The 22,934-nt window shown below is 54.8% G+C and carries 19 protein-coding genes; 17 read left to right on the forward strand and 2 right to left on the reverse strand.

What is annotated here, in order from left to right; genetic code table 11:
• Nucleotides 1-153 precede the first annotated feature (153 nt).
• The 12 genes from AWJ19_RS03925 (at nt 154) to AWJ19_RS03970 (ending at nt 14,669) form a co-directional block, all read left to right on the forward strand.
• Nucleotides 154-1,566, forward strand: a complete 1,413-nt coding sequence (locus tag AWJ19_RS03925; protein ID WP_068721737.1) for an ABC transporter substrate-binding protein — start codon at nt 154-156, stop codon at nt 1,564-1,566.
• A gap of 66 nt (nt 1,567-1,632) precedes the next feature.
• Nucleotides 1,633-2,604, forward strand: a complete 972-nt coding sequence (locus AWJ19_RS03930) for a sugar ABC transporter permease (RefSeq protein ID WP_068721739.1) — start codon at nt 1,633-1,635, stop codon at nt 2,602-2,604.
• 3 nt (nt 2,605-2,607) lie between these two features.
• Nucleotides 2,608-3,462 carry a carbohydrate ABC transporter permease gene (locus AWJ19_RS03935; protein ID WP_068721741.1) on the forward strand — a complete coding sequence of 285 codons (855 nt, stop codon included), beginning with the start codon at nt 2,608-2,610 and terminating at the stop codon, nt 3,460-3,462.
• 168 nt (nt 3,463-3,630) lie between these two features.
• Nucleotides 3,631-4,572, forward strand: coding sequence for a cache domain-containing protein (locus AWJ19_RS36220; protein ID WP_241781590.1), 942 nt, complete (start codon nt 3,631-3,633; stop codon nt 4,570-4,572).
• Nucleotides 4,488-5,462 (forward strand): sensor histidine kinase, encoded by a 975-nt coding sequence (locus tag AWJ19_RS36225; protein ID WP_241781591.1) that lies wholly within the window; start codon nt 4,488-4,490, stop codon nt 5,460-5,462. Before AWJ19_RS36220 ends, AWJ19_RS36225 begins: the two co-directional genes overlap by 85 nt.
• A complete protein-coding gene (locus tag AWJ19_RS03945) occupies nt 5,434-7,062 on the forward strand; it encodes a response regulator (RefSeq protein WP_068721743.1) in 1,629 nt (542 codons plus the stop codon). The genes AWJ19_RS36225 and AWJ19_RS03945 overlap by 29 nt, the downstream gene beginning before the upstream one ends.
• A 193-nt stretch (nt 7,063-7,255) precedes the next feature.
• Entirely contained in the window at nt 7,256-8,632 is a 1,377-nt protein-coding gene (locus tag AWJ19_RS03950; RefSeq protein WP_068721745.1) for a sugar ABC transporter substrate-binding protein, read from the forward strand.
• Between the two features lie 82 nt (nt 8,633-8,714).
• Complete coding sequence (locus AWJ19_RS03955; RefSeq protein ID WP_068721747.1) at nt 8,715-9,617, forward strand: sugar ABC transporter permease; 903 nt, start codon at nt 8,715-8,717, stop codon at nt 9,615-9,617.
• Nucleotides 9,618-9,630: 13 nt separating this feature from the next.
• Nucleotides 9,631-10,467 (forward strand): carbohydrate ABC transporter permease, encoded by an 837-nt coding sequence (locus AWJ19_RS03960; protein WP_068721749.1) that lies wholly within the window; start codon nt 9,631-9,633, stop codon nt 10,465-10,467.
• 96 nt (nt 10,468-10,563) lie between these two features.
• Nucleotides 10,564-11,565, forward strand: coding sequence for a glycoside hydrolase family 130 protein (locus AWJ19_RS03965; RefSeq protein WP_068721751.1), 1,002 nt, complete (start codon nt 10,564-10,566; stop codon nt 11,563-11,565).
• A gap of 10 nt (nt 11,566-11,575) precedes the next feature.
• Nucleotides 11,576-11,740: a hypothetical protein gene (locus AWJ19_RS35070; protein WP_157889932.1), complete on the forward strand. Its 165-nt coding sequence runs from the start codon at nt 11,576-11,578 to the stop codon at nt 11,738-11,740.
• 70 nt (nt 11,741-11,810) lie between these two features.
• Nucleotides 11,811-14,669 (forward strand): glycosyl hydrolase, encoded by a 2,859-nt coding sequence (locus AWJ19_RS03970; protein ID WP_068721753.1) that lies wholly within the window; start codon nt 11,811-11,813, stop codon nt 14,667-14,669.
• Between the two features lie 35 nt (nt 14,670-14,704).
• Here AWJ19_RS03970 and AWJ19_RS03975 read toward each other — a convergent pair whose 3' ends face one another.
• A complete protein-coding gene (locus tag AWJ19_RS03975; RefSeq protein WP_347231082.1) occupies nt 14,705-15,535 on the reverse strand; it encodes an AraC family transcriptional regulator in 831 nt (276 codons plus the stop codon).
• A 139-nt stretch (nt 15,536-15,674) separates the two neighbouring features.
• On the opposite strand from AWJ19_RS03975, the gene AWJ19_RS03980 reads away from it, so the two are divergent.
• Nucleotides 15,675-16,961: a Gfo/Idh/MocA family oxidoreductase gene (locus AWJ19_RS03980; RefSeq protein ID WP_128083489.1), complete on the forward strand. Its 1,287-nt coding sequence runs from the start codon at nt 15,675-15,677 to the stop codon at nt 16,959-16,961.
• Nucleotides 16,962-17,035: 74 nt separating this feature from the next.
• Here AWJ19_RS03980 and AWJ19_RS03985 read toward each other — a convergent pair whose 3' ends face one another.
• Nucleotides 17,036-17,491, reverse strand: coding sequence for a CBS domain-containing protein (locus AWJ19_RS03985; protein ID WP_068721755.1), 456 nt, complete (start codon nt 17,489-17,491; stop codon nt 17,036-17,038).
• 138 nt (nt 17,492-17,629) lie between these two features.
• Between AWJ19_RS03985 and AWJ19_RS03990 the strand changes: the two genes are divergently transcribed.
• The 4 genes from AWJ19_RS03990 (at nt 17,630) to AWJ19_RS04005 (ending at nt 22,736) form a co-directional block, all read left to right on the forward strand.
• Nucleotides 17,630-18,061, forward strand: a complete 432-nt coding sequence (locus AWJ19_RS03990) for a MarR family transcriptional regulator (protein ID WP_068721757.1) — start codon at nt 17,630-17,632, stop codon at nt 18,059-18,061.
• Between the two features lie 36 nt (nt 18,062-18,097).
• Nucleotides 18,098-18,619, forward strand: a complete 522-nt coding sequence (locus AWJ19_RS03995) for a MarR family transcriptional regulator (RefSeq protein WP_068721759.1) — start codon at nt 18,098-18,100, stop codon at nt 18,617-18,619.
• Nucleotides 18,620-18,867: 248 nt separating this feature from the next.
• Entirely contained in the window at nt 18,868-22,278 is a 3,411-nt protein-coding gene (locus AWJ19_RS04000) for a X2-like carbohydrate binding domain-containing protein (RefSeq protein ID WP_068721761.1), read from the forward strand.
• A gap of 44 nt (nt 22,279-22,322) precedes the next feature.
• On the forward strand, nt 22,323-22,736 hold the full coding sequence (locus AWJ19_RS04005) for an S-layer homology domain-containing protein (protein ID WP_068721764.1): 414 nt from the start codon (nt 22,323-22,325) through the stop codon (nt 22,734-22,736).
• Nucleotides 22,737-22,934: the final 198 nt, after the last annotated feature.

The following is a 22,934-nucleotide window of genomic DNA, read 5'->3' on the forward strand; positions in this document are numbered from 1 at the left end:
TCCCTGGTGTCTTTTGTCGTCCTGCAGGCAGCGGAATCCAAAAATAGTGGAAGTTTTCCCAATCGCAGGTTCCTTATGGGGAAGCATAATCAGCTATATAATTGTGTATGCGGTTACATAAACCGCAGGCATACACAAAAGGGGAGGCAAAGTATGAAAAGGTTGAAACGTGTGTTTACAGGGATTTCTGCACTGCTGGTGATGTCAACTGCACTTACAGCGTGCGGCGGCAACTCTAATTCTGGCTCAAACTCTTCCGGCTCTGAAGCAAGTCCGGCAGCATCAGCTGCTGCATCCGAGGCTCCGGCCAAAGGTGGCGGGGAAAAGGTGACGATCAATCTCTGGAGCTTCACCGATGAGATTCCGAACATGACCAAAAAGTACCTGGAGACCCATCCCGACGCCAATGTGGAATTCAAAACGACGGTAATTGCAACGACCGACGGCGCTTATCAGCCTGCGCTTGACCAGGCCCTGGCAGCTGGCGGGAAGGATGCACCGGATATTTTTGCAGCTGAAGCGGCGTTCGTTCTCAAATATACACAAGGTGACGCTTCCGGCTATGCAGCTAACTATGCGGACCTCGGGCTTGACGATCAAATGGTCAAGGATGCGGGCATTGCCCAATATTCCATAGATATCGGCAGCAAGGACGGCCAGCTGAAGGGCCTCGGCTACCAGGCGACAGGCGGTGCCTTTATCTACCGCCGCTCGATTGCCAAGGATGTATTTGGAACTGACGATCCGGCAACAATCAAGAGTGAAGTCGGACCAGGCTGGGATAAATTCTATGAAGCCGCTGCGAAGCTGAAGGCCAAAGGCTACGGCATCGTTTCCGGTGACGGGGATATCTGGCATGCCATTGAAAACAGCTCGGAACAAGGCTGGATTGTCGACGGCAAGCTGCATATCGATCCTAAGCGCGAGGAGTTCCTCGATCTCTCCAAGAAGCTGAAGGACAACGGCTACCACAACGATACAACAGACTGGACGGAAGCCTGGTATGCGGATATGTCCGGCGCCGGCGCTCAGCCTGTCTTCGGATTCTTCGGTCCGGCATGGCTCATTAACTATGTAATGAACGGCCAGGTGAAAGACACGAACGGCGACTGGGCCGTTACCGAATCTCCGACAGGCTTCTTCTGGGGCGGCACCTGGCTGCTTGCCAACAAGGACGTTACCAAGGACGACGCCAAGAAGCAGGCTGCAGCAGACTTTATTAAATGGATAACACTCGATACCTCCGAAACAGGCCTGCAGTATTACTGGGCTAACGGAACAATGAAAGATGGCGAGCAGGGTACCAAGGACAGCGTTGCCTCCTCTGTGGTAATGGCGAAATCCAACGGTGAAGTGCCGCTGCTCGGCGGTCAGAACATGTTCGACGTGTTTGTTCCGGCCAACGCCAACGCTTCGGGTAAGAACCTTACCCAGTATGATGAAACCATTAACAAGCTGTGGCGCGACCAGGTACGTGAGTATACTGCAGGCAACAAAGACCGCGATAAAGCGATCGAAACGTTCAAGCAGCAGGTCAAGGACCAGCTTGGCATCGACAGCGAATAAGAAGACAAAAAGAAATGGAAGGGGCGGGAACTCATCCCGTCCCTTCATATAACAAGGGGTGAGATCATGCGCCGCAAAGGTGTGAACTACGCAAAATTCGGCTACATCTTCACGTTTCCGTTTGTCCTGGCTTTTCTGATTTTTTCGTTATATCCCATTCTTTACACCGCAGTCATCGGATTTACAGATATGCAGGGGCTGATACCCAAACCGATTCATATACTGGATAACCCTTTTCAAAACTTTAAGGATTTGCTGTTCGACAACGTATCCTTCAGAAAATCCCTGATCAACACCGGACTGCTCTGGATCGTTAACTTTATCCCTCAGATTGCTCTTGCGCTTTTGCTCACGGCATGGTTCACGAACAAGCGCCTCAACATAAAGGGACAGGGAGCATTTAAAGTGCTGCTGTACATGCCCAATATCATCACAGCGGGTACGATTGCCGTATTGTTCAGCACTTTGTTTGCCTATCCGATGGGTCCCGTGAACAGCCTGTTTGAACTGATGGGCTGGTCTGATGCTCCAATCTTCTTCCTGCAGGACAAGACAACCGCGCGAGGCATCGTGGCATTCATCCAGTTCTGGATGTGGTACGGCAACACCATGATTATTCTGGTCGCAGGCGTTATGGGCATTAACCCCGCTCTCTTCGAGTCTGCGGCGATTGACGGTGCGAACGGCTTCCAGACCTTTTTCCGGATTACGCTTCCGAGTCTGCGGACCATTCTCCTGTTTACGCTCATTACCTCAATGATCGGCGGTCTGACGATGTTCGATATCCCGCAGCTGTTCCTGGCAGGCGGACCGGACGACTCTACGCTTACTACGTCGATGTTCATCTATGGGCAGGCGTTCAAGGGAAGCTATATGTATAACCGTGCTGCGGCGGCAAGCATGATTATGTTTGTGATTGCGGCCATTTTGTCCGGACTGGTGTTCTATCTGATGCGTGACCGCGATGCGCAGAAATTGAAGAAAGCGGAAAAAAATTACCGGAAATCAGCCAAAGCAGCAGCTGTGAGGGAGGTATAGCATATGGACCATAATCATAAAAGCGGAGCCGTCACCCGGAAGATCAACAAGACCATTATTTATGTTGTCTGCATCTTTCTGGCGGTCCTCAGCATCCTCCCGTTCTGGATCATGTTCGTTAACGCTACCCGGTCAACAGCGGAAATTCAGAGCGGCCTGTCCCTGCTTCCGTCCAGCCATATGATGAACAATCTGCGGGTGCTGCTGGACAAGAGCTTTGATCCGGTGCAGGGGTTCCTGAATTCCTTTATCATCTCAAGCTCGGCAACGATCCTGACGGTCTACTTCTCGTCGCTGGCGGCCTATGGTCTTGTCACTTACGACTGGAAGCTGCGCAAGCCGTTCTTCACTTTTATCCTGTGCGTGATGATGATTCCTTCCCAGGCGAGTGCGATCGGGTTCTATCAGTTTATGTATAAAATCCACTGGACCAACAGCTTCCTGCCGCTGATCCTGCCCGCAATTGCCGCACCGGCGGTGGTGTTCTTCATGCGCCAGTATCTGCTCGCAACGCTGTCGCTGGAGATCGTGGAAGCTGCCCGCGTCGACGGATCCGGTGAGTTCAAAACCTTTAACCGGATTATCCTGCCGCTGATGATGCCGGCGGTCGCAACCCAGGCGATCTTTGCCTTTGTGGCCAACTGGAACAACCTGTTCATGCCGCTCATCCTCCTGACCCAGAAGGAAAAATATACGATGCCGGTCATGGTGAGTCTGCTGCGCGGCGATATTTACAAAACGGAGTTTGGCTCTATCTATATGGGCCTGGCGCTGACCGCCCTGCCGCTGTTTGTGGTGTATTTCCTGTTATCCAGATATATCATCGCAGGCGTGGCGCTGGGAGGCGTCAAGGAATAATCTGCTAATGCAAAAGGTTTATACGGAACTGCTGAACCCTGTTGAGTTTTTTTCAACAGGGTTTTATTTTGTTGACACCTTCCCCGGAGAAGTCGTATGGTACAGACAAATATAGTCTGTTCAAGACGGACATATGGATTATGGAGGCTGCGGGAAGGAGCGGCGCGAATGAAGAATATAACGGCATGGGGGAGTCTGATTTGGGGGAAGCTCACCGGCCTGTTTTACCGGCTATCCATCAAGCAGCGGGTACTGTTTTCTTTTCTGATATTGATAACGCTGTCAATTACGGCCATGGGGATACTGACTTACCGGATTGCCGGGAAGGAAATCCAGAATAATGCTTTTGACAACAGCAGGGAGACTGTAGACAAGACTTTGCAGCTGCTGGATTACCGGCTGAATGATGTGGCCATGTCGGTTCAGTCCCTGATGCTGAGCGATGCCTACAGGAAAATGATGCTGGATGTACAGGCGCATGACGTATCCAGCTATTATGTACGCCTCTCGGAGCTGCAGTATGTATTGTCCCAGGTTACCTTCAATGAGCCGATGATCGAGAATGTCCTGATTGCCACACCGATCGGTGATTTTTATTCTACAACCCAGGCACGGACGCAGGATCACTCCTTCTACGGCTCAGAGCTGTATGACAACAGCAGAAAAAGTCCCGGCGGCTATTGGGCGAAAGGCCATTACGACCGGCTGTTTACAGGCAGCCAGCGCGTGGTCTCCTTTGTGGTGCGGGGAATTTATGACTACACTCCGGTGACCAATGTGTTCATCGTAGTCAATATCAGAGAGAATAGGCTCGCTTCGCTGCTGGGCCAGAATACCGCAGGGAACGACCGGCAATATCTCTTGCTGAATTCGGAAGGCGATGAGGTGCTTCAAAGCAGTTTGAACGGGCAGCAGAGCCGGGATTTCCTGCCGGGCAGTCAAGAGAGCGGAGAGGGGAACTTCTTTTACAAATTCGGCGGTGAGGAATATCTGATTAATTATAAGCGCTCAAGCGCAGCACCGGATTGGACGCTGGCGGACTGCAGTCCAAGGACCAGCTGCTGGGCCAGCTCAAGGGCATCCAGCGGACCATTGTTGCGGTCATTCTGATTTTTCTGCTTACGGCATGGTTTTTCTCGAACAAGCTTACGGCGGCGCTGCTGGGACCGCTGTTCAAGCTGAGCAGACTGATGCGCAGGGTAGAGGAGAATCAGCTGGGTGTGACGTTTGAGAGCAGGTATCAGGATGAGATCGCCCAGGTCGGCTTCCAGTTTAACCGGATGATGGCCGAAATCAAGGCGCTGATCGAGGATGTGCGCAAGAACGAAGAGGGCAAGCGGCATGCGGAGATCAGGGCGCTGACTGCGCAGATGGAGCCCCACTTTTTATATAACACGCTTAATACGATCTACTGCAAATCGGTCATGGAGGAAAATGAGGATGTCAACGAGATGATCCTGTCCCTGTCGCAGATGTTCCAGCTGGGACTCGGCGGCGGCAGGGATCTGATCCCGCTTGAGGATGAGCTGTTGCATGTGCAGCAGTACTGTGCGATTCAGCAGAAATGCTATGAGGACCTGTTCGACTACCGTGTCTTTATTGAGGATGAAGAAGTGATGAAAGTGCCCATCCCGAAAATTCTGCTGCAGCCGGTTGTCGAGAACTGCATCCAGCACGGCTTTGCCGACCGCCGGAGCGGCGGGGTGATTACGGTAAGCATTACGCTGGAACAGACGCTGCTGCATATTGCGGTTGAGGATAACGGCAAAGGAATGGATGCGGCGAAGGTGGAGCAGGGGATGGCCGGAAGGGAATATTCCAAAAAAGGCTATGCTCTGGTCAACATCAGGCACCGGCTTCAGCTCTATTACGGTGATGCAGCCAGAATGGAGCTATCCGGCGAGGCGGGGAAGGGCTCACGCACCGATCTGTGGATACCGCTCAGCCCGCTGAGAGAGGAGGGAGGCAGTTATGGACTACCGGCAGACCAGAGCAGTTAAATTATGCATTATCGACGATATCAAAAGTGTGGTGGAGATGATCGCGCGCAAGCCGCAGTGGGAGGAGCACGGGATCGAGGTAGCCGGGACAGCACTCGACGGCGAGGAGGGGCTGGAGATGATCCGCAGCCGGAGGCCGGATATTGTGCTTACGGACATCAGGATGCCGCGGATGGACGGGCTGGAGATGACCCGGGCGATCCTGCAGTTTGCCCCGGCCTGCAAAATTATCATTCTAAGCGCCTATTCAGAGTTTGCATATGCACAGCAGGCGATCCGGCTGGGGGCGATGGATTTTGTCAAAAAGCCGTTTGCAATCGATGAGATCGTGAACGTCGTACTCAAGGCCAAGGAGCAGTGCCTGCAGGAGCGGGTGGAGCAGGAGCGGATCCAGGCGATGGAGCTCCGGATCAAGGAGAGTCTGCCGGTGCTGCGACAGGAATATCTGGCCTTTCTGATGCAGCATCAGACCGCGGAGCACAGCGCCCATTCACGCTGGGAGTATCTCGGCATCCCGCTTGCGCAGCAAGATTTCGCGGTGTTTATCGCAGAAATCGATGGTTTTGCAGAGAAGTACTATCGCCAGCCGGTACAGGAAATCGAGCTGATCCGGTTCAGTCTGCAGAATATTCTAGAGGAGACCGTTGCCGAGTGGACAAAGGGTGTTGTATTCCGTGAGGCGGCGAGCCGCTATGTCTGTATTATGAATACGGCTGACTCTGAGATTGCCGCGCAGATTGCAGAGGCCTGCTGTGCCAATGTCAGCCGGTATTCCCGCTGTACCTTATCGGTCGGCGTGGGGCTCTGTGTCCCGACAATCCATGAGCTGGCGGATTCCTACAGCCAGGCGCTGAGCGCGCTGGCCTATCACTTTTATACGGACGGGAATGCGGTGTACAGCTATACCAACATCGTCCATAAGCCGCAGGCTGTGAACAGCTATTCCGCCGCCGCCGAGCAGGATTTCCTGTTTGCGCTGCGCTCCGGCAATGAGGACAAGAGCCGGCTTATTCTGCTGAATATTTTCGGGGAGCTGCTGCAGCTGAGCCCGCTGCCCGCACCGCAGTATGTAGAGAGCATCGGCTATGAGCTGGCGTTCAAAATCTGCCGGGTCATGCTGGAGCTGTTCCCGCATGAGAAGGTGCAGGTGCTGGAGCAGCAGGTGAACCAGCTGAAGAGCCGCCCGCATCCGCCGCTGCATGAAATCCGCCTGCTGCTTGAGGAGCTGTGTGCGCAGAGCTGCCGCTGGATCGAAGAGGAGCGCTCCACCGAATCCAGCCGCATTATCTATCAGGCTAAAGCTTACATCTGCGCCAATCTGCATACCAGTCTGACGCTGGAGCAGGTAGCCAGGCAGATCAATCTCAGCCAGGGTTATTTCTCGAACCTGTTCAAGAAGGTGACGGGCATTTCCTTTCAGCATTTTGTAATGCACGAGAAGATGGAACGGGCCAAGGCGATGCTGATTGAAGGCCTGCAGGTGCAGGAGATCGCCATGGAGCTCGGGTATGAGCACCGGCGTTATTTCAGCGAGGTGTTCAAGAAATATACCGACATGACTCCTTCGGAGTTCAAAATCTATTATCAGGGCAAGGCCTGATTAAGGGGATATAGCTTGCAATTCTACGGGGATGAACGAGCTGCTGCAGGGCAGGAAGTTCATTCCCGTTCGCTATTGTTCAGCAGAAACCTGCCCTTAATGTGGGTTTACCCGCATTATGCGAAGAAGCGGCCTGCCCTATAATTTAGGTGTAAGGCAACCACAGGTTGGACCATATGAGGGGGTTATCAGAATGAAGAAACAACTGCTTCTGGCTTCGCTGAGTACAGTGCTGGCATTAGGGCTGGCAGGATGCGGCGGCTCCGATAATACAGAGAATGCCGGGGGAGACCAGAAACCGGGGGCTGCAGGCGAAAAAACCAAAATCAGCTATTGGACAGGTGACCGGCATGATGCCGACTTTGTAAAAGAAAAGGTCGCAGAATTTAATGCGACGAATACGGACGGCATTGAGGTGGAGCTGGTCGTTAAGGGCGATGATTTCGATACCGCACTCGACCTGTCCTTCCAGACGGCCGACTCGCCGGATGTGATCCGGGTGAAGGAGAACACCATCGGAACCTTTTACAAAAAAGAATACCTGGCTCCAATCGACGAATACCTGTCTGAAGAAATGAAGACAAAATTTCCGGAAATGAAGGATCTGAACACCTTCGACGGCAAACGCTACAGTCTGCCGAACTATGGCACGACGATGCGTCTGGTGTATAACAAGGACCTGTTCGCCAAGGCGGGTGTTACCAGTCCGCCAACCACCCTGCAGGAGCTGGTAGAAACAGCCAAAAAGCTGACAGAAGCAGGTAAGGCAGACGGTGCCTACGGCTTCGCCCAGAATTTCAAGAGCCCGCCCAGTGCGCTTGGACGCTCTGCCCGGGTTATCGCGGAAATGAGCGGCTTTGGCGGCTTCGGTTATGATTTCCGGACGGCACGCTTTGACTTCAGCGGGTTTAAGCCGATCATTGAAGCCTTCAAGCAGATCAAGGATGACGGCAGCATGCTGCCGGGTGTGGAATCGCTGGATATCGATCCGCTGCGCGCACAATTCGCAGAAGGCAAGATCGGCATGTACTTGAGCTTCTCCTCTGAGCCGGGCGTTTACAGCAATCAGTTCCCGGCCAAAATTGACTGGGCTGCGGCTCCCGCCCCGACTATTGACGGCAATGCCAAAGGAGCATCCGGTTTCCTGGGCGGCCAGTGGCTGGCCCTGAGCTCCAAGTCTGAGCATAAGGAAGCAGCCTGGAAGTTCATGGAGTACATGTACAGTGATCAGATTCTGACCGCCTACCAGGAGAACGGATACGGCATCTCGATGGTGCCTTCGGTCAGTGCCGTTGCCAAGACCCCCGAAGTAAACGGCATTGAAGGCTTCCTGCCGAACCAGTATGACGGGGTATGGCCGGTCTATCCGACAGTTGCCCCTGAAGGCATGAAATCGGATGATGCCTTCTTCAAATATATGCTGAACGGCGGCGACCTGGATGCTGTTATTGCCGATCTGAATAAGCGCTATAACGCGGCACTGGATGACGCAATCAAGAACGACGGCCTGAAGGCTGAGCCGGATGCCGGCTTTGATCCTGCATCACTTGCCGGAAAATTCGCCAAATAAAGAGAGGGTAAGGAGGGGCTGCACTTAGGCTGTACCCCTCCTTATTCATTGGCAGCCAACAGGAAGGAGCCTGTGAAGAACCATGAACAGAACCAAGAATGCCGTTTTTGCCTACAGCTATCTGCTGCCGAGTGCAATACTCACCATCGTGCTGGGCATCTACCCGATAGCCTGGGCATTCCGCTATATGTTTTACAACTATAAGGGCTATGGTACAGCCCGTTTTATCGGACTCGATAATTTCAGCCGGATTCTGCAGGATGCCCAGTTCTGGGATTCTGTAGTGAATACCTTTGTGTATGCCGGAGGGAAGCTGCTTCTCTCCATACCGCTGTCTCTGCTGCTGGCGGCGGTCCTGAACCGTAAGATCAGGGGCAGACAGCTGCTCCGGGCGGTCTTTTTTATGCCGACGATTATTAGTACTGCCGTTATGGCGGTGGTCTTTTTCACCATATTCAATTCATACAACGGAATTCTGAGCCAGTTCCTGATCAAATTTAACCTGTCCTCCTCCGGTATTGACTGGCTGGGCCCGAAATATGCGATGCTTACCGTCATTCTTGTAGCGGTATGGGGAGCGGTCGGCAATTACATGCTGCTGTTTCTGGCCGGGCTGCAGAATATTCCCGAGGATGTCTACGAGAGCTCAGCTCTGGACGGGGCTAATAAAATACAGCAGTTCCGGTTTATCACCCTGCCGATGCTGGGGCCGGTGCTGCAGATGGTTATTATGCTGGCGATCATCAATGCGCTGAAGGGCTATGAGAGCATCATGGTGCTGACCGAGGGCGGCCCTGCCGGCAAAACGGAAGTGATGTTCCTCTACCTCTACAAGCTGTTCTTCCCTGTCGGCGGCAGCTCGGCTGCAACCCAGGTGCAGGAATTCGGGTACGGCAGTGCGGTTGCCTTTGTGTCCGCGCTGATCGTGGGGATGATCTCGGTGGTTTATTTCTATGCCTCCAGACGGATGAACCGGATGGATTGAGGAGTGATGTGAGATGAGAGTAAGAGAACTAACGGGCAGAATGGTATTATGGATTTTTTTGCTGGCCTTTGCCTTTGTTACTTTGGTGCCTGTGGTGATAACGATCCTGGGCTCCTTCAAAACCAATATGGAGCTGACGACAGGCGCAACCTTTTTGCCGGACAGCTGGCAGTTTTCCAACTATGCCGAGGCCTGGCAGCAGGCTAATTTCTCCACCTATACGGTGAACAGCCTGATCGTCTCCTTGTCCACGGTAGCAGGTACCCTGCTGGTATCCTCGATGGCCGCATATGTAGTGGACCGGATGGACTTTGCCGGTAAAAAAATCTACGTCAGCCTCCAGGCCTTCACCATGTTCGTCGCTGTCGGGGCGGTGGTGCTGCGGCCGCAGTTCGATCTTATGGTCAAGCTGCATCTGCACAGCTCGCTATGGGGGGTCATCCTGATTCTGATATCGGCGCACGCTTCGATCTTTTTTATCCTGCTGAGCTTTATGAAGGGCATTCCGCGGGAGCTGGACGAGGCTGCACGGATTGACGGGAGCTCACTCTCCCGCACCTTCTGGACGATCATTCTGCCGCTGCTCGGCCCCGGCCTCGGCGTAGGCGCTTTGTTCACCTTCCGCGGGGCGTGGAATGAATATCTGCTGCCGCTTGTGTTCACCATGACGAAGCCGGAGCTGCAGACCCTGACTGTCGGACTGGCGAATCTGAAATACGGCATCTCCGCAGCCTCGCAGACCCATTACATGATGGCCGGTGCCTGCCTGTCGATTCTGCCGATTCTGGTAGCCTACGTGTTCGCCAACAAATCCTTTATGCAGATGACAGCCGGTTCGCTAAAGGGATAAGCCGCAACGAATACAGATTTAGTGTTTGATAGATTGATAAAAATTCTTATAACAACGTATGGATAATACATGATTTTGAATCAGGAGGGATTTACAATGACAGCCCAGGTTCCAGCTATTTTGACCTCAAGCCCGCTCATCCGGCGTTATCCGGGCAATCCGGTGCTTGATGCTTCACGGGTTCCTTATCCTACAGCGCTTGTATTCAATGCAGGCGTAACCCGGTTCAACGGCAAATATGTGATGGTGTTCCGCAACGATTATGGTTCACTTGCCGACCAGACCATTGAGCCGCATCATACGACAGACCTGGGTATTGCCTTCAGCGATGACGGCATCAACTGGGAGGTCAGTCCGCGAAAATGCTTCAAGCTGCACGACGAAGAGATCATCCGCGCCTATGATCCCCGCCTGAGCGTCATCGGAGGGCGCTGCTATATGTGCTTTGCTGTGGATACAAAACACGGGATCAGGGGCGGAATCGCGGTAACGGATGATTTCGAGTCGTTTGAAATTCTCAGCCTGTCATCGCCGGATTTGCGCAATATGGTGCTGTTTCCGGAGAAGATCGGCGGCAATTATGTCCGTCTGGAGCGTCCGTTCACCGTATACAGCCGGGGCGGACAGGACCGCTTTGACACCTGGATTTCCGAGTCGCCCGACCTCAAATACTGGGGCAAATCAGATCTGCTGTTCGCCGTGGAGCATGTGCCGTTCGCCAATGACAAGGTAGGTCCGGCCGCTCCTCCGGTGAAGACAGACAAAGGCTGGCTGACGACCTTCCATGCAGTGGATATTGATCCTTCCCGCGGCAAGCACGGCTGGGAGCCGGCCTGGAAGAAGCGGTATACTGCAGGGATCATGCTGCTGGACCTGGAGAATCCGCGCAAGATTATCGGAATGTACAAGGAGCCGCTGCTTGCTCCGGAGGTAAGCTACGAGATTGACGGGGGCTTCCGCAACAATGTTATTTTTCCCGGCGGCATGATCCTGGAGGACAGCGGTGAGGTGAAAATCTATTATGGTGCTGCGGATACGGTGGAATGTCTGGCAACAGCACATGTGGACGATCTGCTCTCCCTGTGCCTGAAAGGGTGAACTCAGCACAATGACGAAGCTATGGAATATGCTGGGTGACCCGCCGGCGGAGTACCGCTCCGTCCCGTTCTGGTCCTGGAATGACAGGCTGGAGAAGGAGGAGCTGGAGCGGCAGATTGAGGAGATGCACCGGGCGGGTGCGGAGGCTTCTTCATGCATGCCCGCAGCGGGCTGAAGACGCCGTATATGGGCCCGGAATGGATGGAAGCCGTCCGGGTGTCCCTTGAGGCGGGCCGCGGCTTGGTATGCAGGCCTGGCTGTATGATGAGAACGGCTGGCCCAGCGGCTTCGCCGACGGGGAGATTCCGGCCAAAGGACCGGAGTACCAGCAGAAGAGGCTGGTCTGTGAACAGGCCCCGTTTCACGGGACGAAGGAGCAGACCATCGGCTGGTATGCCTTCGAGGAGCAGAGCCGGAGCTACCGGCTTCTGGCTCCCGGTGAGGAAGGCGCCGCCAGTCTCAGGATCAGCTACGAGCTCAATCCGTATTACACCGATACGCTGAGCCGGAAGGCGGTCGGTGCATTTATCGATGCTGCATATGTGCGTTATTGGAATACCTTCGGAGAGCAATACGGTACAGAGCTGCAGGGCGTGTTCACGGATGAGCCGCAGTTCGCCCGCGGCGGCCTGCCGTGGTCGTTTGAGCTGGAGGAGGCTTTTGCAGCCCGCAGGGGCTACGATGTGAAGGAGATCCTGCCCTCCCTGTTTCTTGAAACAGGCGGCAGCAGCAAAGCGAGATATGATTACTGGGAAACCGTAACCTATATGTTCACCCAGGCCTATGCCAGGCAGATCGGGGAGTGGTGTGCCGGGAAGGGCTGGTCTGCAACCGGCCATGTCGTTGATGAGCAGGAGCTGATGCATCAGGTAACCTCTGTCGGCGACCCGATGGCCTTCTACGAGCACCAGCAGATTCCCGGCTGTGACTGGCTCGGTCGGTTCACCGGGAGTGATCCGCTGGTACCCAAGCAGGTCAGCTCCGTAGCCCACCAGCTTGGCCGGAAACGGACCATTACCGAAAGCTTCGGCTGCTCCGGCTGGAACGTCAGCCTGGCTGAGCTGAAGCGGATCGGCGAATGGCAGTTTGTGCACGGCATCAATCTGCTCTGCCAGCATCTGCAGAGCTATTCACTGCGCGGGCTGCGCAAGCGCGATTATCCGCCGTCCCTGTTCTATCAGCAGCCGTGGTGGGGGGATTACAAGGCTTTCAATGACTACTTTGCCCGGCTGTCCATGCTGCTCTCTGAGGGCAAAGGCAGGGCAGAGGTGCTGCTGATTCATCCGGTGCGCACAGCCTGGACTCTGCAGTGCGGCGGGGATTCCTCAGCTGTTATACCTTACCATGAGTCCTTCGCCGAGCTGACCAGATGGCTGTGCCGCAGCCTGATCGAGCATGACTACGGCAGCGAGAGCATTATTGCCGGGCACGGCAGGGTGAGCGAAGGCCGGTTCATTGTCGGGGAGGCGGCCTACCGGGTCGTGATTATTCCGCCGTGCCTGACACTGGATCAGACTACGGTGGAGCTTCTTGAGCAGTTTACCGCTGAGGGCGGAAGACTGATCGCCTTTCAGGCTTTTCCCGTGCTGACCGGCGGGGAAGAGGACGGCAGGCTGGCTGAGCTTAGGCGGGCTGCCGTTATGCCCGGATGGAGCTGCAGCGCGGTGTCTGAGTCGGTTTCGGCCGTGTGTGCACCGACAATCCGGCTGTTGGATGAGGCCGGCGGGGCAATTGCTGCAGATGAGCTTAATCTGCGGACCTTGGAGCTTGAGGGATCGCTGCTCTATTATCTGGTCAATTCCGGTACGGAGGCCTTTACCGGACTGACGGCTGAGCTGAGCGGGCAAGGGCCGGTATCGCAGATTGATCTCGAAACCGGGAAGATCAGGCATCTGCCGCAGGATGCGTCCGCAGACGGTGTCCGCCTGCGCCTGTCGCTTCAGGCCGGGCAGTCCCTGATGCTGAAGCAGGATCTGCGGGAGGCTCCGGCAGCTGCGGAAGACCGGTACGGCGGGGCAGATCAGCTTCCGGTTGTCAACAGCTGTGCATTATCAGCTCCCTCTGCGGAAGACCGGCACTTTAAAGAACTGGACCCCGTGTGGCAAATCTCCCGCATCGACCTGAACAGCTTAATCCTGGACAATGCCCGGGTGCGCATTGATGGCGGAGCATGGTCCGGGCCGCAGCCGGTAATTTTCATCCAGGAGCAGCTGCTTGCCCTGGGGCGCTCCGTTCTGATCGAGCTGGCCTTTGAATTTGATGTAGCCTTTGATGTCCGGCGCAGGCGGGAGCTCTACCTCGTGCTGGAGCAGCCGGAGGCGTTTGAAATATCTCTGAACGGTACACCCGTGTCCTCTGCAGACTGCGGCTGGTGGAGAGATATCTCCATGCGCAGGCTGGATATTCAGGGAATGGCCGTATCCGGCCGGAATACGGTCATACTGAAGACGGAGTTCCGCCACTCGGCTGATTTGCAGGCCAAGCTGGAGCGGGCACAGCAGTTCGAGGCAGAGGGCAACAAGCTGACGCTGGAGCAAGAGATGGAGAGCATCTATCTGCTGGGCTCTTTCGGAGTGGAGTCTGCCGGGTCATATGAGGACACTGAGCGCAGGGCGGTATGGACGGAAGGGCCTTTCGTCCTGACAGAAGCCCCGGAGCAGGTGAGTGCCGGAGACTTGACGCGGCAGGGGTTCCCGTTTTTTGCCGGGAGTATTCATTTGAACCAGACGTTTGATATAGACATGGAGAATATCTCGTCTGCGAAGTGGAGCTTCAGGAATGTGCCGGATGCCATCGTCAGCGAGCTGCTCATTAACGGAACGAAGGTGCAGACCTTTATGTGGGAGCCGTACGAAACAGATATCACTCCGTATCTCGTGCCAGGCTGTAACGACATTGAGCTGATCCTGACCGGCAGCTGCCGCAATCTGCTCGGGCCCCATCACCATATCAAGGGAGAAGTATTTAAGGTGGGGCCGGACAGCTTCAAGGACAAACCGGGCTGGACGGACAAGGACCTGCCGCCGGATACACACGTCTACCAGGAACGGTATGCTTTTGTCCGGTTCGGTCTGTCTGCTTGCCCGCAGATTATAATAGAATAATCGCGCCTGCGAGCAGTGGAGGCCGGCCTATCCCTTCAACGGTTCTGCTTCCTGTACTGCAGCGGCGAGCGCTTGGCGATTGCCTTGAATACGCGTCCGAAGTGGGCGATGCTGTCGAAGCCGGTGTCCTCGGCAATCCTTGTGACGGAGTCGCTGCTCTCCCGCAGCCGCCGCTGGGCTTCCTGAACACGGATCGTGTTCAGATACTCAATAATCGTGAAGCCGGTCGTCTGCTTGAACAGGCGGCACAGGTACGGAACGCTGAGGTAGAACCGTTCCGACAGCTCCTCTAGTGTTACAGTTCCGCCGTAGCTGGCCTGCAGATACTCGATAATCTCATATACCTTGCGCTGCTTCTCGTCATTGGCCGGGGTGATTGCGGCCTGCGCGCTTTCGCGGATACGGTTCATTTCAATCAGGAACTGGATCAGCAGCGTCTGCAGATAGAGGCTCTGGTGGCCCCGCGGCTCCTGCTGCTCCTTCAGCATCGCAAACAGCAGGTTCTCAATGGTGCCCTGTTCGTGCGCATCCGGCCGCAGCAGCAGGCACTGCACATTGAAGAAGGGGAACTCCAGGCCATTGCCGCTAAGCATCCCCTGCAAAAATTCCCGGCGGAAGTTGATCAGGATGCGCTCATGGCGTACCGCGCCTTTGGCCATCGTCCGGTGCAGCTCATTGCGGTTAATGAAGATCAGATCGCCCTTGCGCAGGGAGTAGACCAGATTGTTGATGTAGTAGCTGCGCTCCCCGGCAAGCAGATAATAGATTTCATAGGTTTCATGAAAATGGTCGGTGTCCATGCTGAAGGCGCCGGCCCTTTTCACCTGCTCCACACAAAATAGAAATTCCTGCTTCTCCTCCTGCACTTTGTTCACTCCTACACTAAGGATAATATATGCATAAAAAAGCTCATTTTCAGCAAAAACCGTTTAGAAATGAATGGATTTTATACTATACAATATACGTAGTAAACGCATTCAAAACAATAGCGATGGAGTGATTACAGTGGGAAGCAAGAAATATGCTTTTGTGGGCACGGGCGGCCGGGCCGAATTCTTTTACGGGGAGATTATAACGAATTACCGGGAGACCGCGGAGATCGTGGGCTTGTGTGATGTCAACGGGGCGAGAATGGCTTACGTGAATACCCTGCTGACGGACAAATATAATTACCATGCTGTTCCAGCGTATAAGGCCCATGAGTTTGATAAAATGATCGAAGAGACGAAGCCGGATACCGTGATCGTAACCAGTGTTGACCGCACGCACCACCGTTATATTGTCCGGGCCATGGAGCTGGGCTGTGATGTGATTTCCGAGAAGCCGATGACCACGGATGTGGAAAAATGCAAGGAAATTCTGGGTGCAATCGAACGCACCGGCAAGAAGCTGCGCGTAACCTTCAACTACCGCTATGCGCCGCACAACACCAAAATCCGCGAGCTGCTGATGGACGGGGCGATCGGTGAGGTGCTGTCCGTCAACTTTGAATGGCTGCTTAACACGCAGCACGGTGCGGATTATTTCCGCAGATGGCACCGCGACAAGCGCAACAGCGGAGGGCTGCTGGTCCACAAATCGACGCATCACTTTGACCTGATGAATTTCTGGCTCGGCTCGCAGCCGGATACGGTATTTGCGATGGGCGATCTGCGTTTCTACGGGCGGGAGAATGCCGAGAAGCGCGGGGTTACCGAGTTCTACCAGCGGGTGCACGGAAGCAAGGCGGCAGAGAATGATCCGTTTGCCCTGCATCTCAAGGACAATGAGCAGCTGAAAAAGATGTATCTGGACACCGAGCACGAGGACGGGTATTTGCGCGACCAGAGCGTTTTTGGCGACAATATCAGCATTGAGGATACCATGGGCGTTATGGTCAAATACAAGAACAAGACAATCATGAACTACTCCCTGAATGCCTACCTGCCGTGGGAAGGCTTCAATATAGTATTCAACGGCACCAAAGGCCGGATGGAGGTAAAGGTTGTGGAGCAATCCTACGTCAATGCCGGAGGCGGCAAGGATCAGGAGGGTGCGGTAAAAGACAAGCAGATTACGGTTTTCCCGCAGTTTGCTGCCCCGTATGAGGTGGAGATTGAGGAAGGCGTAGGCGGACACGGCGGGGGGGACCCGGTGATGCTGCGCGATATTTTCGAGCGTCCGGCGGATGACCGCTTTAACCGGGCAGCTTCGCACATTGACGGTGCCCAGTCGATTCTGACCGGCATTGCCGCTAACCAGTCGATTGCCACCGGACTGCCGGTCAAAGTGGATCAGCTGCTCAAGCTGTAACTTACGTTGTTAAAAGAATAATGTACTGGAGGCCGTCCTGAGCCGGGGCGGTCTCTTTGTGCTACTGCCTGCTGCTATAACAAGGATTTAAAAGAATGGCGGATGACATCCCCGCGGCTGATGATACCGACAAGCACATTGTTGCGTTCAACCGGAACCTTTTTGATCTGTTTTTTGCCCAGAACTGCAGCGATTCGTTCAACATCCTCGTCCCAGGCTACCGTGGTCACCTTTCTCTTGGCGATGGACATGACGTTGAGGTTCAGCAGCCGCCGGGTCCGTTCCTCGAATTCATCCTCGTCGCCTTTAATCACATTGATCTGGAAAAAGGAATCAACGATCAGATCATCGTGCTTTCCGATATACCGCATGATGTCCCCGTCGCTGATGTAGGCAACAATTTCGTTCCGGTCGTTGATGACCGGCATGCCGCTGATCCGGTGCTCCAGGCATTTCTCAATAACGGTACGCACGGTATCGTATTCCTTCACCTTGTATACCTGCCGAATCATGATTTCATGAGCTTTCATGAGGTTCCCCCACCTGTGAATGGACTAGCTTTTGCTGAAATAACTTGTATAATGAAACTATATACTTGTATTATACAAGCTGCGAATTTGAAGTCAATAAATATCGGAATATGCAGGAAAGAGAGGCTGCTGCACATTATGGAACGAAGCCCGCTAGAAGCAATTGAACTGGAAATGACCATTCTCAGCCGCCGGTTGATCTCCATCAGCACTTACAAAAAGTATGGGATTCTTGATCACTCGGCCTATCTGCTGCTGCATCAGATTGCATCGCACGGCTCCGCCGGCGTGAAGGCCCTGGCCGATGAGTTCCATCTGGACATTTCAACAATCAGCAGGCAAGCCTCAGCCCTCGAGCAAAAAGGCTATGTGTTCCGCGTTCCCGATCCGCAGGATGGCAGAGCCTATACGCTGGAGATGACAGAGCTGGGCGCTGAGACGCTGAAGAGTGATACGGAATTGCGCCGGGACAAGTTCGCGCAGCTGCTGCAGGACTTTAGTGAAGCGGAACGTGAACAGCTGGGGCATCTGCTGCAGAAGCTGAATGATGCTGTATTTCGGGCGATGTAACGGCCGGGCTGACTATACCATACACGGAGGTATCTTATGGATTCCCAGAATCATCAGGAAGAGCAGCTGCTGAAGGTACTTGAGAATATCAGAAGTTTAACGAACCGTACGAACTGGAATGATCCGCTTCCCTACGGTGAATTTCTGATGATGTTCATGATCAATGTGATGATGAAAAAAGAGGAGGCCCGGCCGGATTCGCCGGAGTGCCGCGGCATCATGGTTTCCAGGTTAAGCGAGCTGCTGCAGATCAGCAGGCCTACCGCTTCACAGACCATCAGTGCGCTGGAGGACAAGGGCTTTATCCGGCGGACGGTTTCCCCGGCCGACCGGAGAGCCGTATATATCAGCCTAACCGGTGAGGGGCAGGCAGTATTCCGGGAGCGGATGGCCCGTTATTCAGGTATCCTGAATGAAATCATTAATAAGGTGGGCCGGGAAGAGGTTGACCAGCTGCTCGCCACCTGCGACCGCCTGCGTAATGTGGTGGAGGAAGTAAGACAGCGTTATACGGCTGGCCAGCCGGAAGGCCGGAAGCAGACTGCAGGAACATTGTAACGGCAAATATAGCAGTTTTCCCATTGAACCTTGCAGGAGGGCGATAATCTCCGCGGGGTTTTTTGGCATAGAGGGAAAAATGGCTGTTCCCGCGGCATTTGCCCCCTGTAAACCGGGAATGCTGTACGCCGGGTACCGCAGATGTACCTGTTCAAGCCGGACGTATGCCTCTATGATTTTCTCGTACGGAAAGCATTTCCATTCATTAATGGAAGCGCTTTATAAACTGCGAGGGGAGCTGGGATAATTTGAAGTCTTTGGCTAAAAGGATCGGGGTCAGTCTGCTGCTCTGCATGATGGTAGCTGTACAGGCCGGAATAGCGGGAATCACAGGGAATGTGGCAGAAGCAGCGGACAAAGCGCTGGCCCAGAAGCCGTATATGGGCTGGAGCAGCTACAGCATGCAGGTATATGAACCATCCGGTAACTGGATATCGGCAGAGCGCATCAAGGAGCAGTCTGATGCCATGCACGAGAAGCTCCAGGCCTACGGCTATGAATATATCAATATTGATGCAGGCTGGAACGGCGGCATGGATGAATACGGCCGGCCAATACCTAACGCAGAGCGCTATCCGGACGGGTTCCAGGACGTTATCGACTATGTGCATAACAACGGCCAGAAGATCGGGATTTATCTGATTCCGGGTGTATCGATTGACGCCTATAACCAGAATCTCGAAATATACGGCACCAACGGGGAGTGCAGAATACAGGACATCACCTATAAGCCTTTGACGGTTATGGATTACTGGAACTCCTATACTTACAAAATTGATTTCACTAATCCCTGTGCCCAAAAATATGTGGACTCGATCGCCGATCTTCTCGGCGAGTGGGGCATCGACTTCGTGAAGTTCGACAGCGTTACTCCAGGCTCGGGCATCAATAATCTCAGCCGTGATGCGCGCGGGGATGTCGAGGCCTGGTCCAAGGCGCTGGACCGGCATGATATCTGGTTTGAGCTGTCATGGGCGCTTGACCACAACTACGCGGACTTCTGGAAGCAGTATGCCAACGGCTGGCGGATCCATTGGGATGTGGAGTCCTATGACAGCAGTGTCGGGCTGACCCAGTGGGCCAATATCGCCCGCCTGTTCCCTGAGGCCGCGATCTGGTGGAGGGAAGCCGGCCCCGGCGGCTGGAATGATTTTGATTCCCTCAATGTCGGCAACGGTGCGATGGACGGACTTACGCGGGATGAGCGGCAGACAGCCATGACCTTCTGGGCAGTGTCGGCGGCGCAGCTCTATATCGGCAATGATATGACCCGGCTGGATGATTTCGGAATGCAGCTGCTGACTAATGAGGAGGTCATCGCCGTCAACCAGGCCGGACATCCGGCGCATCCGGTGTCAATGAACAGCCAGCAGCAGGTCTGGTATGCCAATAACGGTGACGGGACTTACAACGTGGCCCTGTTCAATCTGGGCAGCCGCAGCGCCGCAGTGGATGTGGATTGGAGTGACATCGGGCTGGAGGGGCCGGCCTCTGTCCGTGATCTGTGGAGCCGCAGCGAGCTGGGGACATTCGATACCGGCTTCAGCAGCGGAACGCTGGAGCCGCATGCCTCAAGGCTGCTCAAGGTTACGGCCAAGAGCGGAACATCCATTGTCAACGATGATGATACGAATGTCCGCTATACCGGCTCCTGGAAGCGGAACGGCGGCAAGGAGCAGACTCCTGCTTCACAGGACATCTCTATAAAGATCACTGAATCAACGCAGCCTCCCGGCGGCGGAACTCCAACTGAGCCCGGCGGCGGGACAGTCACGCAAGCGGTCTATATCAATGACAGCGACAGCGGCATTGTCTACAGCGGAGCCTGGTCCTCGCAGTCGGGCAGAACCCACGGGGATTACCGGGGGGATGTTCACTATACCGAGACGGACGGTGATTATTTTGAATACACCTTTAAGGGAACGGGCATTGAACTGCTGACGGAGAAGGATTCCTCGCAAGGGGATATCCTGGTCTACCTGGACGATGAAGCCAGCCCGCAGACGGTCAGCACCTACACACCGGGGTCCAAGGAAGCCCAGCAGGTTGTCTACAGTGTGAAGGGTCTTGCTGATGAAGAGCATACGCTGAAGGTAGTGAAGGGCTCAGGCCAATACATGCTGCTGGATGCGCTGAAAATCAGCGTTAGCCGGCTGCTTGACCCGGCGTCAGCTGAATTCGATAAAGCGCCGGGCGAACAGGCGGATGTGTCCGTTAGCCTTCCGGCGGGCAGTGACTCCCTGCAGGAGGTCAGAAACGGCACAGCCTTGCTGGCAAAGGGCGGAGACTATACAGTAAGCCGTGACGGGGTCACTATCCGTAAGGATTACCTGTATAATCTGCCTTCAGGTAAAGCGGAGCTGACCTTTACGTTCGACGGAGGCGCCAGTGCGGTGCTTGAGATAAGCATCACGGGCTCGGCTATGGTCCGCTATTCGTTCATTAACAATGACGATCCGGCTATTGTATACAATGGCTCGTGGTCACGAAGCACAGGCCGTGGAATGGGCGATTACAAGGATGATGTACAGTACGCCGAGCAGAATGGCGACTCCTTCGAATATACCTTCAACGGTACGGGCATCCAGCTGTATACCGAGAAAGACGCCTCCCAGGGCGATATGGATATTTACATCGACGGGGAGTTCAAGGAGACGGTCAGTGCCTACAATAACGGGCGTCTGGCACAGCAGAACCTGTACAGCATTACAGGACTGCCCGAAGGGCTTCATACCCTGAAGGCGGTAAAGAAATCGGGCAGCTTCATGCTGCTGGATATGCTGAAGGTGGAAATCCCCGATCTGATCAATCCGGTGGAGGCTGTCTTCGACAAGTCTGCGCCAGCCGGGCTGGAGGTAAAGCTGCTGCGTCAGCCTTCCCTGTTCGGCGGAATCCGCCAGGGCGCTTATACATTGGCTGAAGAGACGGATTATACACTTTCAGGCGATACGGTAACAGTGAAGCAGGAGTTTCTGGCTGCACAGCCGGAAGGCACGCTCCAGCTGACGTTTGCCTTTAACGGAGATTATTTGAATGATGTCCACTATACGGAAGCTGACGGGGATTATCTGGAGTATACGTTTAGCGGAACCGGTATTTCCATGAGCGGACCCAAGGGGCCTGGACTGGGCGACATGGATATCTATCTGGATGGCGAATTCATCCAGACAGTCAGTGCCTCCGGCAGTGAGCGGCAGGTTCTGCAGAAGCTCTTCAGCCTGAGCGGCCTAAGCAGCGGGGTTCATGTGCTGAAGGCGGTTAAAGCCTCAGGCAGCCTGATGCTCAGCGACCAGCTCAGCTATATTGTCGGCGGCGGAGACGCTGGTCCCGTGGAGCCTACAGATCCCGGCGGGCAGCCAACGCCTGCACCATCAGCTACAGCATCACCGGCTCCAACCCCGACACCAGAGACCGCTGTTCCGGGAGGGGTTCCGGCAGCAACGGCAGCTCCGTCGGCAACGCCTTCCGCTACGCCTGTGCCAAGCGCGTCACCGGCAGCGGACCCGGATGCCGTGAAGCAGCATGCAGCCTATATCAGCGGCTACCCTGACGGATTATTTAAACCGGAGCAGAAGATTACCCGGGCTGAGATGGCGGCTTTGCTGGTTAAGGCAGCTGACCGTGAAAGCGGGGGAGAGCACCGGCGTTCAGTGATCTAAAGGCCGGTCACTGGGCGGTAGAGGCTATAACCGGTGCAGCCTCCATGGGGCTGATGAACGGGTATCCGGACGGCAGCTTCAAGCCGGACCGGCAGATTACCCGGGCAGAATTGGCCAGCCTCGTAGTGCTGCTTGGGAATATTACTGCGGCGCCTGGAGCCGGATATAGTGATGTTGCGGCTGGTTACTGGGCAGAATCCGCTATCCTGCAGGCGCAGGGAGCCGGCATCCTGAAAGGGTATGCTGACGGCACCTTCCGCCCCGGCCAGCCGGTGACCCGTGCTGAAGCAGTGACTGCCGTAAACAGGGCGCTCGGCAGAGGACCGTTATCCGGTGCGGATGCCTCCCCATGGAGCGATGTTCCGCTCACACACTGGGCCTTCGGGGATATTCTGGAGGCTTCGATGGATCACACCTACACGGAAAAGAGCGGGGGCGGGGAAGAGCTGAGCCGTTGATGCTTTTGCCGGCACCGTTAAGTACCGGTATGAGAAAAAATGCAAGGAAGCAAAGCGTAAAGGAGCCGGCAGCGGCTCCTTTTTTCGCCGGGCAGCCAGAAGCCCGAAAGCTGGAGAAACCGAGCATTGTGCAGCAGAAGCTGCAATAGAATAGGCTACAGGATCAGCTAAGTTTAAGATAGCCTAATGCCGATTCAG

The sequence above is a fragment of the Paenibacillus sp. DMB5 genome (assembly GCF_001517085.1).
Lineage (GTDB): Bacteria > Bacillota > Bacilli > Paenibacillales > Paenibacillaceae > Paenibacillus_AQ.

What these genes read in the sequence shown, in the direction of transcription:
- AWJ19_RS03925 (WP_068721737.1), top strand. Translation starts at nt 154, where the DNA reads ATGAAAAGGTTGAAACGTGTGTTTACAGGGATTTCTGCACTGCTGGTG.
- AWJ19_RS03930 (WP_068721739.1), top strand. Translation starts at nt 1,633, where the DNA reads ATGCGCCGCAAAGGTGTGAACTACGCAAAATTCGGCTACATCTTCACG.
- AWJ19_RS03935 (WP_068721741.1), top strand. Translation starts at nt 2,608, where the DNA reads ATGGACCATAATCATAAAAGCGGAGCCGTCACCCGGAAGATCAACAAG.
- AWJ19_RS36220 (WP_241781590.1), top strand. Translation starts at nt 3,631, where the DNA reads ATGAAGAATATAACGGCATGGGGGAGTCTGATTTGGGGGAAGCTCACC.
- AWJ19_RS03945 (WP_068721743.1), top strand. Translation starts at nt 5,434, where the DNA reads ATGGACTACCGGCAGACCAGAGCAGTTAAATTATGCATTATCGACGAT.
- AWJ19_RS03950 (WP_068721745.1), top strand. Translation starts at nt 7,256, where the DNA reads ATGAAGAAACAACTGCTTCTGGCTTCGCTGAGTACAGTGCTGGCATTA.
- AWJ19_RS03955 (WP_068721747.1), top strand. Translation starts at nt 8,715, where the DNA reads ATGAACAGAACCAAGAATGCCGTTTTTGCCTACAGCTATCTGCTGCCG.
- AWJ19_RS03960 (WP_068721749.1), top strand. Translation starts at nt 9,631, where the DNA reads ATGAGAGTAAGAGAACTAACGGGCAGAATGGTATTATGGATTTTTTTG.
- AWJ19_RS03965 (WP_068721751.1), top strand. Translation starts at nt 10,564, where the DNA reads ATGACAGCCCAGGTTCCAGCTATTTTGACCTCAAGCCCGCTCATCCGG.
- AWJ19_RS35070 (WP_157889932.1), top strand. Translation starts at nt 11,576, where the DNA reads ATGACGAAGCTATGGAATATGCTGGGTGACCCGCCGGCGGAGTACCGC.
- AWJ19_RS03970 (WP_068721753.1), top strand. Translation starts at nt 11,811, where the DNA reads ATGCAGGCCTGGCTGTATGATGAGAACGGCTGGCCCAGCGGCTTCGCC.
- AWJ19_RS03985 (WP_068721755.1), bottom strand. Translation starts at nt 17,491, where the DNA reads ATGAAAGCTCATGAAATCATGATTCGGCAGGTATACAAGGTGAAGGAA.
- AWJ19_RS03990 (WP_068721757.1), top strand. Translation starts at nt 17,630, where the DNA reads ATGGAACGAAGCCCGCTAGAAGCAATTGAACTGGAAATGACCATTCTC.
- AWJ19_RS03995 (WP_068721759.1), top strand. Translation starts at nt 18,098, where the DNA reads ATGGATTCCCAGAATCATCAGGAAGAGCAGCTGCTGAAGGTACTTGAG.
- AWJ19_RS04005 (WP_068721764.1), top strand. Translation starts at nt 22,323, where the DNA reads ATGGGGCTGATGAACGGGTATCCGGACGGCAGCTTCAAGCCGGACCGG.